General features: G+C 32.8%; 13 protein-coding genes. 6 read left to right on the forward strand and 7 right to left on the reverse strand.

The features are described 5' to 3' along the window. The first annotated feature begins 49 nt into the window (after nt 1–49). The gene (gene ccsA, locus OIU83_RS10925; RefSeq protein WP_264206292.1) at nt 50–3,298 is read left to right on the forward strand and encodes a cytochrome c biogenesis protein CcsA; all 3,249 of its coding nucleotides are present in this window, start codon (nt 50–52) and stop codon (nt 3,296–3,298) included. A gap of 345 nt (nt 3,299–3,643) precedes the next feature. On the opposite strand, the gene arsB is transcribed toward ccsA, so the two are convergent. Genes arsB through OIU83_RS10945 form a run of 4 tightly spaced genes read right to left on the reverse strand, consistent with a single transcriptional unit; the run spans nt 3,644 to nt 6,167 of the window. Continuing rightward, nucleotides 3,644–4,705 carry an ACR3 family arsenite efflux transporter gene (gene arsB, locus OIU83_RS10930; RefSeq protein WP_264206293.1) on the reverse strand — a complete coding sequence of 354 codons (1,062 nt, stop codon included), beginning with the start codon at nt 4,703–4,705 and terminating at the stop codon, nt 3,644–3,646. Nucleotides 4,706–4,707: 2 nt separating this feature from the next. Next, entirely contained in the window at nt 4,708–5,328 is a 621-nt protein-coding gene (locus OIU83_RS10935) for an arsenate-mycothiol transferase ArsC (RefSeq protein ID WP_264206294.1), read from the reverse strand. An 18-nt stretch (nt 5,329–5,346) separates the two neighbouring features. Further along, complete coding sequence (locus tag OIU83_RS10940; protein ID WP_264206295.1) at nt 5,347–5,817, reverse strand: DUF6428 family protein; 471 nt, start codon at nt 5,815–5,817, stop codon at nt 5,347–5,349. A gap of 17 nt (nt 5,818–5,834) precedes the next feature. Continuing rightward, nucleotides 5,835–6,167: an ArsR/SmtB family transcription factor gene (locus OIU83_RS10945; RefSeq protein ID WP_264206296.1), complete on the reverse strand. Its 333-nt coding sequence runs from the start codon at nt 6,165–6,167 to the stop codon at nt 5,835–5,837. 459 nt (nt 6,168–6,626) lie between these two features. On the opposite strand from OIU83_RS10945, the gene OIU83_RS10950 reads away from it, so the two are divergent. Beyond that, on the forward strand, nt 6,627–7,280 hold the full coding sequence (locus tag OIU83_RS10950; protein ID WP_264206297.1) for a hypothetical protein: 654 nt from the start codon (nt 6,627–6,629) through the stop codon (nt 7,278–7,280). Nucleotides 7,281–7,486: 206 nt separating this feature from the next. On the opposite strand, the gene OIU83_RS10955 is transcribed toward OIU83_RS10950, so the two are convergent. The 3 genes from OIU83_RS10955 to OIU83_RS10965 all read right to left on the reverse strand — a co-directional run bounded on the left by OIU83_RS10955 (nt 7,487) and on the right by OIU83_RS10965 (nt 9,297). Then, nucleotides 7,487–7,882 (reverse strand): DoxX family protein, encoded by a 396-nt coding sequence (locus tag OIU83_RS10955; protein ID WP_264206298.1) that lies wholly within the window; start codon nt 7,880–7,882, stop codon nt 7,487–7,489. A gap of 96 nt (nt 7,883–7,978) precedes the next feature. Continuing rightward, nucleotides 7,979–8,767: an anti-sigma factor gene (locus tag OIU83_RS10960; protein WP_264206299.1), complete on the reverse strand. Its 789-nt coding sequence runs from the start codon at nt 8,765–8,767 to the stop codon at nt 7,979–7,981. Next, nucleotides 8,767–9,297, reverse strand: coding sequence for an RNA polymerase sigma factor (locus OIU83_RS10965; RefSeq protein ID WP_264206300.1), 531 nt, complete (start codon nt 9,295–9,297; stop codon nt 8,767–8,769). The genes OIU83_RS10960 and OIU83_RS10965 overlap by 1 nt, the downstream gene beginning before the upstream one ends. 580 nt (nt 9,298–9,877) lie before the next feature. Between OIU83_RS10965 and OIU83_RS10970 the strand changes: the two genes are divergently transcribed. The 4 genes from OIU83_RS10970 to OIU83_RS10985 all read left to right on the forward strand — a co-directional run bounded on the left by OIU83_RS10970 (nt 9,878) and on the right by OIU83_RS10985 (nt 14,150). After that, complete coding sequence (locus OIU83_RS10970; protein ID WP_264206301.1) at nt 9,878–12,091, forward strand: TonB-dependent receptor; 2,214 nt, start codon at nt 9,878–9,880, stop codon at nt 12,089–12,091. A gap of 154 nt (nt 12,092–12,245) precedes the next feature. After that, nucleotides 12,246–12,833, forward strand: a complete 588-nt coding sequence (locus OIU83_RS10975; RefSeq protein ID WP_264206302.1) for a glutathione peroxidase — start codon at nt 12,246–12,248, stop codon at nt 12,831–12,833. 93 nt (nt 12,834–12,926) lie between these two features. Further along, nucleotides 12,927–13,508 carry a Crp/Fnr family transcriptional regulator gene (locus OIU83_RS10980; RefSeq protein ID WP_264206303.1) on the forward strand — a complete coding sequence of 194 codons (582 nt, stop codon included), beginning with the start codon at nt 12,927–12,929 and terminating at the stop codon, nt 13,506–13,508. Between the two features lie 87 nt (nt 13,509–13,595). Next, nucleotides 13,596–14,150, forward strand: a complete 555-nt coding sequence (locus OIU83_RS10985; RefSeq protein ID WP_264206304.1) for a cysteine hydrolase family protein — start codon at nt 13,596–13,598, stop codon at nt 14,148–14,150. Nucleotides 14,151–14,220 lie beyond the last annotated feature (70 nt).

The raw sequence follows: 14,220 nt of genomic DNA on the forward strand, positions 1-14,220 counted from the left end.
ACATTTTTAAGTACTTTTGTGCCACTTTATAAAATGTAATTCCTTACTGATGGATAAAAAAATATTCTCCTTTTTGTTTTCTACACGATTAATGGCTGTCCTTTTTTTAACATTTGCAATTGCAATGGGAGTCGGGACCTTTATTGAAAGTAAATACAATACCGATACTGCACGAATTTTTATATACAACTCTTGGTGGTTTGAGGCTATAATGGTTTTCTTTCTGATCAATTTCTTCGGAAATATCAAAAGATACCAATTACACAAAAAAGAAAAATGGGCTACCTTAATACTCCATTTGGCTTTTATATTTATCCTTTTAGGAGCTTTTATAACCCGTTATATTAGTTATGAAGGAATGATGCCAATTCGCGAAGGCGCTACCGAAAATCAAATATATTCAGATAAAACATTCCTTACTGTTTTTGTAGATGGTGAGCGTAAAGGCGAAATGAAACGTCGTGTTTTTGAGAAGAACTTGTTATTATCTCCAGTTGCCAACAACGATTTTACGATTTCGGGTAAGTTTGATGAAACACCTTTTGAGGTAGAATATGAAAACTTTATCATGGGAGCTAAAGAGGTTGTGAAGCCAGATGCGAACGGTATTGTATATTTAAAATTAGTAGAGGCTGGTTCAGGCGGACGTGAAGAGCATTTCCTTAAAGATGGAGAAGTTCAGAACATTCATAATGTTTTATTTGCATTAAATAAACCTACAGAAGGCGCTATAAATATCAATACAAAAGGAGAAGCTTATACAATACAAACTCCTTTTGAAGGAGATTTTATGCGTATGGCAGATAAATTTAAAGGAAAAGTAACCAAGGATAATGTGCAGCCTTTAATGATGCGTTCCTTATATAGTATTGGTGATATCCGTATCGTTTTCCCGGATCCTGCTATAAAAGGTGTTATTGCCTATGAGTCTAATAATGATTACAAAGCCAAAACTCACGAAGATGCTTTGGTTGTAAAATTAAAAGCCGAAGGACAAGAAAAAGAAGTAACGTTATTAGGATCTAAAGGTAAAATTGGAGATTTTAAAACGGTAAGAATTGCCGATAAAGATTATACTTTTTTCTACGGAAGTAAAGCCTATGTATTGCCATTCAAGATTAAATTGAATGATTTTATTGCTCAAAAATACCCAGGAACCGAGAAAAGTTATTCTTCTTTTGAGAGTAAAGTTACCGTTATTGATTCTACAGAAAAATTTGATGCCAGAATTTATATGAACCACGTATTAGATTATAAAGGATATAGATTCTTCCAGTCTTCATTTGATCCGGACGAAAAAGGAACAGTATTATCTGTGAACCACGATTTCTGGGGAACTTCTATAACTTATTTAGGATATTTCATGTTGTTCTTTGGATTAATGGCAATCATGTTTACGAAACATTCTCGTTTTGCCGACTTAAAACGCAAACTGGAAGTTGTAAAAAATAAAAAAGCAAAACTAATAACTATTTTAGTGTTAATGTTGAGCTTTAACGGATTTGCACAAGAACAACATGATCACGACCACGCAGATGGTCACGATCATGCTGCCGAAAGTGCAGCGCCAGTGCCAGACGATCACGATCATGCAGCACATAGTACAGATCCGAATAATCATGCCAATCATGTTACAAGACCTCCAAGTGCAAAGCAACTCGATTCATTAATAAATGTTTATAAAGCACCAGAAGCCCATGCTGCCAAATTTGGACGTTTGATTATTCAGGATGCTGGAGGAAGAATGAAGCCTATTAATACTTTCTCATCAGAATTGTTGAGAAAAGTAAGCCATAGTGATACTTATAACGGAATGAATTCAGACCAAGTATTCTTGTCTATGACACAATACGCTCAGATCTGGATCGAAATTCCAATTATATACATTAAATCTGGAAATGATAGCATTCGTAAAATTATCGGAATTGATAAAGAAGCAAAATTTGCTCCGTTTATTAAATTCTTTGATGAAAAAGGAAACTATAAATTATCACCTTATTTAGATGCAGCTTATAAAGCGGCAAATCCTAATCAATTTGAGAAAGATTTTATCGAAACCGATAAAAAAGTAAACTTAATGGAATCGGCTTTAAGCGGGAGTATCTTAAAGATTTTCCCGATGCCAAATGATCCAAATAACAAATGGATCTCCTATCTGGAAATTAGCCATGCAGGTTTAAAAGGGATGGACGAAACCTATGTAAAGCAAATTTTACCAATGTATTTTGCGGCTTTAAACAACGCTTCGATTTCTAAAGATTATAAGCAAGCCGATGAATTACTGGAAAGCATCAATGGTTTCCAAAAGAAATTTGGAAGTAAAGTGCGTCCAAGTGAAGAAAAGATAACATCGGAATTATTGTATAACAAATACGATGTGTTCAAGAACCTATCTTATTGGTACATTACAGCTTCAATCCTGATGCTTATTTTTACAATTCTGAATATCTTTTTTGAGAAAAAAGCATTGCGTATTACAGTTAATGCTTTCCATATAATTATCGGAGCTTTATTTGGATTACATACATTAGGATTAATTGCACGTTGGTACATTTCAGGACATGCACCATGGAGTAATGCTTACGAGTCTATTATTTATGTAGCTTGGGCAACAATGTTCTTTGGATTGGCATTTGATATAAAATCTAAACTTACGGTAGCATCATCAGCATTTGTAACTGCAATGATTTTAATGGCAGCTTACATGAACTGGATTGACCCGGAAATAGCCAATTTACAGCCAGTTCTTAACTCATACTGGTTAATGATACACGTGGCAGTTATTGTAGCTAGTTACGGTCCATTTGCATTAGGAATGATATTAGGATTTGTTTCATTGGTGTTGATTTTCTTTACCAATAAAAATAATAAAGCCAAAATGGATTTAAACATCCAGGAGATTACATATATTAACGAAATGGCATTAACGATAGGACTTATTATGCTTACCATAGGAAACTTCCTTGGAGGACAATGGGCCAATGAAAGTTGGGGACGTTACTGGGGATGGGATCCAAAAGAAACTTGGGCATTAATTAGTATTATGATTTATGCATTTGTAATCCATGCTCGTTTTGTACCAGCTCTACGTGGAAAATGGATATTTAATCTAATGAGTATGTTTGCGTTTGTCTCTATTTTATTTACTTATTATGGAGTAAACTTTCACTTAGTTGGATTACACTCTTACGCAAGTGGAGAGGCGCATTCACTAAACTGGATTTGGTATTCATTAGGAACAATCACCTTGATAGGAGCGATAACTTACCCAAAATACAGAAAGTATTATAAAAAATAAGAGATTATTAATTCACATGAAAAAGGTTCAACTTCACGGTTGAACCTTTTTTTATTGTCAATCTTGTAGTGTGTTTTAGTTCTAGTAGCAATTATAGCTTTATGAACTTTGCATAAAAACCTTGCGAACTTTGCGGTTATTTTTCATAGGAATCCTTTGGACACGGATTAAACGGATTCACTTAAGCGAAGACGCGGATAAAAACGGATTTCTATTTATTGTGTAAAAAGGATATGTTATCCACTGAATACTGAAACTAAAATTTTACTGCAAGGAACACAAATTTTAACTGTTGCTGAAGACTGTTGCTGAAGGCTAAAATAAGCAGCCTTTGTGCCTCAGAACCTAGAGAAAAAACCTTTTTCTAAACCAAAAAGCAACATTTACCAAAGCTATTAAAGCGGGAACTTCGACCAGAGGACCAATTACACCTGCAAAAGCTTGTCCGCTATTGATTCCAAATACGCCAATGGCAACTGCAATTGCAAGCTCAAAATTGTTTCCTGTAGCAGTAAATGCAATTGCTGTAGCTTTGGAATAATCGGCACCAAAATATTTTCCTATAAAAAAGCTGAATACAAACATTATAACAAAATAAAGTACCAGCGGAATTGCAATTCGTATCACATCCATTGGTATTTGTACTATTAATTCTCCTTTTAGGCTAAACATAATTAATATGGTGAATAACAAAGCAATTAGTGTGATAGGAGAAATTACAGGTATGTATTTGGTATCAAACCAAGTTACGCCTTTTAGTTTTATAAGAATGTAACGGCTGCCAATGCCAAGAGCAAAAGGAATTCCCAGATAAATACCAACACTTTCTGCAATTTGCCCAATGGAGATGTTTACATGAAAACCTGTATATCCAAAATAAGGTGGTAAAACAGTAATAAAGAACCAGGCATAGATGCTATAAAGCAAAACCTGAAAAATACTGTTCAACGCAATTAATCCAGCGGCATATTCCCGATTTCCATCGGCAAGGTCATTCCATACGACAACCATTGCAATACATCTGGCTAAACCTATTAGGATTAAGCCAATCATATATTCGGGATAACCATTTAAGAATAATAATGCTAAAGCAAACATTAAAAGAGGACCTATAATCCAGTTAAGGAATAGGGAAGCGGCTAATATTCGTATATTTTTAAATACTTCACCTAAGAGTTCGTATTTCACTTTTGCCAATGGCGGGTACATCATTAATATTAATCCAATTGCGAGGGGAATATTAGTTGTTCCACTTGAAAATGAATTGATGAAATCTCCGCTTGACGGAATAAAATAGCCAATAGAAATGCCTGCCGCCATAGCAAGGAAAATCCATAACGTTAAAAACCGATCTAGAAAACCTAATCTTTTTCTTTCGGCTGCCGGAACGCAAGTATTTACAGACATGTCTATTTGTTTATTTGAGAGAAAACATAAAACATTTCGGTAGCAATTTGTAAACTGCGTTCTTGATATTTTTCTAATTGTTGAGGTGTGTTATCAAAGAGCTTAGGGTCTTCATAAGTAATAGGAACGCGTTTTTCGGCACCAGCAATAAATGGGCAACCACCATCGGCTTGCGAACATGTCATTATAGCTACAAATTGAGTTTCGGGATTAAAATTAGCATCATACGTTTTGGAGAACCCAATAATAGGATGCTCATTTGATGCATATTTTATTGAATAAACGGGATTTTCTCCCTTAGAAATTGTTTCTATTTTAAACCCCGATTCTTCTAGAGTTTTAGCTACCACAGGATATAATGCAGTAGCTTCGGTTCCTCCCGAATAGCAAGAAACATTTTTTATATTAAAATGTGCAGCAGCAGTCTGCGCCCAAACTTGAGCCAGATGGCTTCTTCTTGAATTATGTGTGCAAATAAAGTTAAGTCTAATTTCTTGTAGATTATTTACTCTATCTCGCATATAAACTAGTAAAAGATGCAAAATATCTTTACGTTCATTAGGAATACTTTTAAAGTCAAAAGAACGTATTGTATTTTTGATTTCGGGAAATAGGATGCTCATATTTAAGGTATTTAAAAATTAGCAACAACTGCCTCCGGGAGTACAAGAGTTCGATTGATTTGATAAATCCGAAAGATTTGTCGTTTGCTTTTCTGTTGGAATTCCGCATTGATCCAAAGCCAGACAGGCTGTTTGTTTATTTAGCAAAACAAAATCTTTACCATTAAAATCTAAATCGTATTTTCCGATTGTAATATCTTGATATTCGACTTCAATTTCAAAATCTTCGATACCTAGAATTTTCTCCGAAAGTTCGATAATATGTACCAATTTTTGTGGTTTTAAACGATGCTCATAATCATTGGCATCCCAAAGCTGAAAGTTTACAACAGTTTCTTTGCGTACAGTTCCGCCGCAATCTATAAAGTTTTTGGTTATTAAGCCTACTTCGGTTACGTGAAAATATTCGGGTACAAAAGTTCCGTTTGGAAGCTGAAAATTAATTGCTTCGACTGTTTTTAAGATGTTTTTAATTTCTGAAAGTTTCATAGTTTTATTTTTAAAAATTAGCAGCATTCATTATTTCTTTTCTCCAAATGCGTTGTGACATGTTGGAAAAAGACTTTGATTTTTTCAAATCCCGATTCGTTAATACAATAGCAAATTGCGTTTCCTTCGATATTCCCTTTTATCAAACCTGCATTTTTAAGCTCTTTAAGATGCTGAGAAACGGTAGGTTGAGAAAGGGGTAATTCATTTACGATATCACCACAAATACAAGTATTTACTTTAAGTAAGTACTCAATAATAGCAATCCTGGCAGGATGTCCCAAAGCTTTTGCCAGAATAGCAAGTTCATTTTGGTTGTCTGTAAAGAAATCTGTTTTAGTTGTTCCCATCGTTATATTTTTATATTGCAATATTACGATATAGATTTAAATGAAAAAAGAAATTTATGGAATATTTTATTTATGGTGGTGAGGTTCTAAGTGACAAAGGCTCAAAGGTTTCTTAGTTTGTATAAAAAAATCTGTTTTTATCCGCGTTTTCGCCCAAGCGAATCGGTCTAATCCGCGTGCAAAATATGAGCAAGTAGCTCCATAAACTATATCGAGCTATTTAATGAGATCTTTGCTGTGTCTGGATGACAATATTGCGACTTTTTTTGCGTGTGAAATTAACCGTAAAGAATTCAATCCCAAAACTTCAGGATACGCAGAGGTTTTAATTTTAATCCTAAAAAAGCGATTGCAGTTATCTATGGCTAGGAATAAATTCAGAATTAAGTATTTTTACCACAGATTTAAAAAGAGTGTTTATAGATTAAAGTTTATGTAAGTATGACTAACTCAAAGAGTATGATAAAACAAATTGCCGAAAAATTATTAGGGCATTCATTAGCCAGTAATGATGGATACGATGTAGCCATAATTGAGAATGTAGAAACGAAATTAGGTCAAGCAATACCTGCAATATTAAAAGAGTTCTATTTAACGATTGGAAAAACGGATCTTTTTATGTCTTCATTTCAGCGATTCCTAAAACCTGAAGATTTGTTTTATGAAGATGGGAAATTAGTTTTTCTAGAGGAAAACCAGAATGTTTGTTATTGGGGAGTTAATACCGAAAACAAAGAAGATAATCCTCTAGTCTATCAAGCCCAAAATATGGATAGTGCCAACTGGTATTCAGAAGAAATTTTGCTTTCCGATTTTTTACAAATGATGATGTATGGTCAGTGTGCAGAAGGGGGATATGAATTTTCTGGAGCAATTTATGATATGGATCAGGATGAGTTACCAGAATTTATAGAAGAAATTACCACTAATAATTGGCAAAAAGTTGTAGATCATAATAACTGGATTATTTATGAAAATGACAGGAAGTTAATTTGGTATTTTACAGATGATAATGGAGATTTATCAGAAGATTATCCTGTATTTGCTTCTACTGAAACCAAGGAAGGCTTTTTGGAAATGGAAGAAAATTTTGGGTTTTTAGATTTAGATTAAAATATTTATGTCATATAAATCTTTGTTGCACGCGGATTAGACGGATTCGCTTAGGTGAAAACACAGATTAAGGTACTAAGATTCGGATTTTTAAAGGTCACTTAGTTTGCACACAAAATAATCACAATAGCTTTGTGAACTTTGCGTAAAACCTTGCGTCCTTTGCGGTTAATTCCTTTTTGCACAAACTAAGAAACCTTTGTCTCTTAGCTTCTTAGTCCCTCAGTGCCTTTAAGAAAACCTTTTGGAAACATAATCGCTAATAAAACACAAATTAATAAAAAGTTATATTCCATTCCGTTTCTTCCGCCGCCTACAACAAACCATCCTTCTTGAAAATGAACTAAGATAATACCCATAATAAGAACTAAAATGGTAACAATCGCAGCAAAGTTGATGTATTTATTGATAAGCAAAAGCACCGCAGCAATAATATGTGATAGTTTTATAGACCAAGCAAGAAATACGCCAAAGGGAGCAAACCCGATTTGGTTTAGATAGAGATTTCCAAAATCATTGATACCATTATCAAATATTCCGGTAACGCTGTGTGTAAGTAAAATAATAGCAACTGCAACTCTTAGGATTAATGTACTGTTCATAGATTGGTTATTGGTTTGTTTAGTTTTTAAAAATAATAAAAAGACGTATATTAAAATAAATTAATATACGTCTTAGATTTTATAATAAGCTGGATTTTATACCTTTCCTAATGTATACAATTGATCCATTGTAGGAGTCGGACTTCCGCCTTCTGGCTCAAGCGTAATTCCAAAAGCTTCGGCATAACCGGTATCTTCTACTTTGAATATTTTTTGGGTATTAGCATCAAAGTTTGTTAATAAACCAATACTTGTAGGAGTAAGCACCGGACTAAGTTTTAGAGCCCAAACCTGATATACTTTTCCTTTTGGAGGTTTTGGTAATCCGGCAGCATCAATATAAGTCACTCTGGTGTCTTTATTCCAATATGCTTTGGCAAATGATTGTGGAGCAACAGCTTGACCACCTAGAGTTACTCCCGTATTTTTAATATCTCTTACAATAGATAAGTTTTTCTCGGTAGCTTTATTTTCTTGATCCAAGAGTGCATATTCACTTTTCAATTTATCTTTTTCAGTACCTACAGTCTCTATTGCTTGTTTAGTTTGTGTAAGCTGCACATATTGGTAAGCAAAGCCTAATAAGAAAAGTACAGCCGCTGCCCATCCTGCATATTGAGACCAAGTGGTTGCTGGTTTTATATCAACAACTTTACCATGTTTAAGTTCGAGCTTGGCCTTTATTTTTTCAAAATTAGCTACCGAATGAAATGGTGAAAAACTAGCCGATAATGCTACTATTGCTTTCTCGATAGCAATGATTTCGGTATTAATTTCGTCATGTTTTTTAGCCATTGCAGCAACTTCTATGCTTTCGGATTCCGTAAGTAATCCATAAACATAAAGTTCTAAAATACCAGATTCTATATATTCGTTTGTTTCCATTATAATTTCAAATAAATTCGTAAGTCATTAATACAATTTCTGTTTTGTGTTTTAATAGTTCCTAAAGGTAACGCCAGCTCTTCTGAAGCTTCTTGTTGCGTATATCCTTTAAAGAACAATAAATCAATTATTGCAATACATTTTGGTTTAAGTTTTTTTACAAACTCATGAATTCCAATAGTATCGATTCTGTTGACCAGTTTATTACTGTCGTCAAGTATATGTACGAAATTATCGGAGGAAAGGTTTTTTTGACTGTTATTGAAATTTTTTGAACGAAGTTTATCGATAGACGTATTTCTAGCAATATTGAGGATCCAGGTGTAAAATCGCCCTTTACTTTCGTGATAGGAATCGATATTTTTCCAAATCTTTACAAATACTTCCTGAAGCACATCTTCGGCTTCTTCTCTATTTTTTATAAGAACATTGATTACAGCAAATAAGCTTTTAGAATACATATCATAGAGATGTGTAAAAGCTTTTTCGTCTTTCTTATAAATTAATACTAATAACTCATCTTGACTCATATTCTGTAGATTTAGGGTGAATAAACGTATATATTTCAGTTTATAAACTGCAAATATTATTAATGTTGGTATAAATATAATTCAAAAAATTAAAGAAATTGTAATTTATTTCTAGCAAGAATACTTTGTAAATGCTTAATAAATAAAATATTAACTTTTTTTACTTTTTTAAAACCAAACATAAACCAATCTCGTATATACAAAATAATGAAGGTCTAAATGGGGGATAATTTAGCCTTAAATATTTGTTTTTAATCAGGGATAGGTTTCCATTCTAATGTATTTAGGATAGTAGTGGTAAATATGGGGGATAATATTTTGCCATTTTCTATAAGAGCAGATGAGGGAACGAATTTGGAAACCTTTTCCTAATTAAATTATATTCTACTTCAAAATTCCAATCACTAAAAAGTTAATATTGCCACAAAACGCTTAAAATTAAGTTATTAATGTTGTTTTAGGCTTTAAATTAAAGTTTGACTTGGCAATGAATTATAAAAAGAATATTTTTGTCTGAAATGTAAGAATAATCAATTACAAAACTTACGTGCGAAAATAATTCAGATTATAAATTCCCCTCATGAAAAAATATTTATTAATACTCCTGATGACCTTTGGGTTAAATAGTTACAGTCAAATTTTAAAAGGTGTTGTGGTTGATGTAAATGGAAACACTATTGAAAATGCTTATATTTTTAATACAAAAACCGAAAGTCACGCACATACCAACGAAATCGGAAACTTTAGTATCGAGAAATCTACCATTGGAGATGTTTTAAAGGTTAGTGCTTTAGGATATAAAAAAACAACCTATACCATATCCGAATCAGAGATTATAATTGCGCTAGAAGACGATAGTTTTAAACTAGATGAAGTAGTAATTCAGCCTAAATTATTGGCAATGAATGTAATTTCGAAGATAGATTTGGAGGTAACTCCAGTAAACTCTTCACAAGAAATTTTACGTAAAGTACCAGGATTATTTATTGGTCAGCATGCAGGAGGAGGTAAAGCCGAGCAAATGTTTTTAAGAGGTTTTGATATTGATCACGGAACCGATATTGCGATTACAGTTGATGGAATGCCAGTAAATATGGTTTCGCATGCACACGGACAAGGATATTCAGATTTACATTTTGTGATTCCCGAAACAGTAGATAAAATAGATTTTGGAAAAGGAGCATATTATGCCAATAAAGGCGATTTTGCAACAACAGGATATGTTGATTTTAAAACCAAAGACAGATTAGAAAATAGTAGTATAGGTGTCGAAGTAGGACAGTTTAATACCTTTAGAACAGTTGGATTATTTGACTTATTAGGAAAACAAAAAAAGCAAAGCGCTTATATTGCTACTGAATACATTATTACCGATGGACCTTTTGATTCTCCTCAAAATTTTAATAGAGTAAACTTATTAGGTAAATATTCGGCTATACTCGAAGATAATAGTAAAATATCGATTTTGGCTTCCCGTTTTTCAAGCAAATGGGATGCATCAGGACAAATACCACAACGATTGGTAGATCAAGGAATAATTTCGAGATTCGGATCAGTAGATGATACAGAAGGAGGGAATTCATCGAGAACCAATTTTAATGCTTCACTTCATAAACCAATTGATGAAAATACATTCTTAAAAGCCAATGCTTTTTATACCAATTATGAGTTTGAATTGTATTCTAATTTCACCTTTTTCCTAAACGATCCAGTAAATGGAGATCAGATTAAGCAAAAAGAAAATAGAGATATTTATGGAATGAATGCTGAATTGAATAAAAAGGTTAAAACAGATAAATTAGATTTAGGATTTCAATTAGGAGTAGGATTTCGTGCAGATGCCACAACCGATTCTGAACTTTCGCATACATTAAACAGAAGAACCGTTTTAGAACAAATTAAATTAGGAGATATCGATGAGTCTAATATTTTTACATATTTAAACTCAGAGATAAACATTGGGAAATTAATTATAAACCCAGCCGTAAGAGTCGATTATTTTAAGTTTAATTATCAGGATAAATTATCGATAGATTACAAAACACAATCAGAGAATAAAGTGAGAGTTTCGCCTAAGCTTAATTTTATTTATACTCAAAATAATAATTTGCAGTATTATCTTAAATCAGGAATAGGTTTTCACTCTAACGATACTAGGGTAGTAGTGGCTAATAAAGGAACAGATATCCTGCCTATTTCGATAGGAGCAGATCTAGGGACAATCTGGAAACCATTACCTAATTTAATTGTAAACTCAGCCTTATGGTATTTGTATCTACAACAAGAGTTTGTATACGTTGGCGATGCAGGAATTGTTGAGCCAAGCGGAAAAACAAGACGTATGGGAGTAGATTTAGGCTTACGTTACCAATTAAACCAATGGTTCTATTTTGACTTTGATGGGAATTATACTTATGCCCGTAGCATAGATGAACCTAAGGGAGAAAATTATATTCCGCTAGCACCAGATTTTACGACAACAGGAGGATTAAGTTTTCATAAATGGAATGGATTCTCTGGAGGAATACGTTACCGTTATTTAAAAAACCGCCCAGCTAATGAAGATAACTCTATTGTTGCCAATGGATATTTTGTTTGCGACATGAACTTGAACTATGATTATAAAAAAATCACGTTCGGAGTTTCAATCGACAACTTATTTAATACAGCATGGAATGAGACCCAGTTTGCAACCGAATCAAGATTAAAAAATGAACCAGAAAGTGTCGAAGAAATACATTTTACACCAGGAACGCCCTTTTTTATGAAAGGAAGAATTATCTACAAATTTTAATGATATAATTTTATTTGAACAGAAAACCTAACGTTTATAGCTTCAGATGCCCTACAGTATATGTTTAGATTAATTAACAATTGTTCATCATAAAATAAAGTGAAGAACGAAATCAGGTAAATCAAATTTGATTAATTTTATAAAAAAAATAATTATGAAAAATATATTGTTTCTATTCTGTGGAGTTATGTTTTTATTTAGCTGTCAGAATCAAGCACAAACTAAAAAAAGTAAAACTAGCAAAAGCGAAAACGTCATGGAAAAACAAACTATTTATCAGTTTAAAGTAGAAGATTTAACAGGGAATCAGTTTGATTTTGCTTCTTTAAAAGGAAAAAAGATAATGATTGTAAATACAGCTTCAAAATGTGGATTAACGCCGCAATACAAAGATTTAGAGGCAATTTACAAAGAGTATAAAGATAAAGGTTTTGTTATTGTTGGGTTTCCTGCAAATAATTTTGCATCACAAGAGCCAGGTACAAACGAAGAAATTGGCGCTTTTTGCCAACAAAATTACGGCGTTACTTTTCCTATGATGGATAAAATCTCGGTAAAAGGAGATGATATGAGCGAAGTTTACAAGTTCTTAACTCAAAAATCTAAAAACGGAGTGCAAGACTCAGAAGTTGAGTGGAACTTCCAGAAATATCTAATCAACGAAAAAGGAGAATTGGTAAAAGTAATTCATCCTAAAACATTACCAACAGATCCGGAAATTATCAAATGGATTAAAAGCTAATAAGCATTAAAATAATAAGTATAAAGCGATTTTCAAATTAATGAAAATCGCTTTTTTGTTGCCATAAAGTTTATTTTTCATACTTTTAAAACTATGTTTGAATCATTACGAAAAAATATAGCACGGCATATAGAAATTACCGATGAAGAGTTTGAAATCTTCAGAGGTTATTTCCACCCAGTTTCAATAAAAAAAAGAGACTTTTTACTCAAAGAAGGTGCAATAAATACTTTCGAAGCTTTTGTTACCAAAGGATGCTTCCGTATTTATTATACTGGTGAATCTGGGAGTGAACAAATCTTATACTTTGCCATCGAAGATTGGTGGGCAACAGATATTGACAGCTTTATGAATCAGGTACCATCTATTTTTACCATCGAAGCTTTAGAGGATTGTGAGGTATTAATTATCTCAAAGAAAGACAAAGACAATTTATATGATCGATTACCAATTGTAGAGAAATTGTTTCGAATCATGAATCAAAAAACACTAGTAGCTTTCCAACGCCGACTTATTTCGTCTCACGGACAAACGGCAGACAAACGATATCTGGAGTTTTTAAAAAAATACCCTTCCTTAGAACAACGTATTACACAACAGCAAATAGCAGCTTATCTAGGAATCTCGCATGAGTTTTTGAGTAAAATCCGAAAGAAAATGTACAAAAAAGAATAAGGTTATAAAGAGCTTTTTTGAACTAGTTCAAAATTTGCCTGATTACTGTAAGTTACCTTTGCTGTATAAATTTAAACACAGTCAATTATGAAAAAAGCACTTGTACTTATCGATATTCAAAATGATTATTTTGATAACGGAAATCATGTTTTATATCAGCCAGAAATAGCCTCGGGTAATGCCAAAAAGATACTAGAATATTCTCGTGAGAATAAAATAGATATTATTCATATTCAGCATTTATCTATGAATGAAGGTGCTGATTTCTTTTTGCCAGATACCAAAGGGGTAGAAATACATAAAGATGTTACACCGATTAATGAAGAGAAAGTAATTTTAAAGCATTATCCTAATAGTTTTCGTGATACTACATTGCATCAATATCTTACCGAAAAAGGGATTACCGAGTTACTTATTTGCGGAATGATGACCGATGTATGTGTGGCTACAACGGTAAGAGCAGCAATGGATTTAGGATATACAACAACAGTTATAGGAGATGCCTGTGCTACCGAAGACCGTATGCTTTATGGTAAAACAATTCCAGCAAAACAAATACATGAATCCTATCTAGCAGGATTAACAGCCTTGGGAAATTTATATGCTCAAGTATTAACTACACAAGAATATCTAGATAAATAATAAAACAGTTTTCTTTTTTAAAGATTGCTTAATTAACAAATTAAAACGGATTCTAGCATTGTTTAAAATC

It is taken from the genome of Flavobacterium shii, assembly GCF_025847235.1.
GTDB classification, from domain to species: domain Bacteria; phylum Bacteroidota; class Bacteroidia; order Flavobacteriales; family Flavobacteriaceae; genus Flavobacterium; species Flavobacterium shii.

What these genes read in the sequence shown, in the direction of transcription:
- OIU83_RS10985 (WP_264206304.1), top strand. Translation starts at nt 13,596, where the DNA reads ATGAAAAAAGCACTTGTACTTATCGATATTCAAAATGATTATTTTGAT.
- OIU83_RS10975 (WP_264206302.1), top strand. Translation starts at nt 12,246, where the DNA reads ATGAAAAATATATTGTTTCTATTCTGTGGAGTTATGTTTTTATTTAGC.
- ccsA (WP_264206292.1), top strand. Translation starts at nt 50, where the DNA reads ATGGATAAAAAAATATTCTCCTTTTTGTTTTCTACACGATTAATGGCT.
- OIU83_RS10965 (WP_264206300.1), bottom strand. Translation starts at nt 9,297, where the DNA reads ATGAGTCAAGATGAGTTATTAGTATTAATTTATAAGAAAGACGAAAAA.
- OIU83_RS10940 (WP_264206295.1), bottom strand. Translation starts at nt 5,817, where the DNA reads ATGAAACTTTCAGAAATTAAAAACATCTTAAAAACAGTCGAAGCAATT.
- OIU83_RS10955 (WP_264206298.1), bottom strand. Translation starts at nt 7,882, where the DNA reads ATGAACAGTACATTAATCCTAAGAGTTGCAGTTGCTATTATTTTACTT.
- OIU83_RS10970 (WP_264206301.1), top strand. Translation starts at nt 9,878, where the DNA reads ATGAAAAAATATTTATTAATACTCCTGATGACCTTTGGGTTAAATAGT.
- OIU83_RS10950 (WP_264206297.1), top strand. Translation starts at nt 6,627, where the DNA reads ATGATAAAACAAATTGCCGAAAAATTATTAGGGCATTCATTAGCCAGT.
- arsB (WP_264206293.1), bottom strand. Translation starts at nt 4,705, where the DNA reads ATGTCTGTAAATACTTGCGTTCCGGCAGCCGAAAGAAAAAGATTAGGT.
- OIU83_RS10945 (WP_264206296.1), bottom strand. Translation starts at nt 6,167, where the DNA reads ATGGGAACAACTAAAACAGATTTCTTTACAGACAACCAAAATGAACTT.
- OIU83_RS10935 (WP_264206294.1), bottom strand. Translation starts at nt 5,328, where the DNA reads ATGAGCATCCTATTTCCCGAAATCAAAAATACAATACGTTCTTTTGAC.
- OIU83_RS10960 (WP_264206299.1), bottom strand. Translation starts at nt 8,767, where the DNA reads ATGGAAACAAACGAATATATAGAATCTGGTATTTTAGAACTTTATGTT.
- OIU83_RS10980 (WP_264206303.1), top strand. Translation starts at nt 12,927, where the DNA reads ATGTTTGAATCATTACGAAAAAATATAGCACGGCATATAGAAATTACC.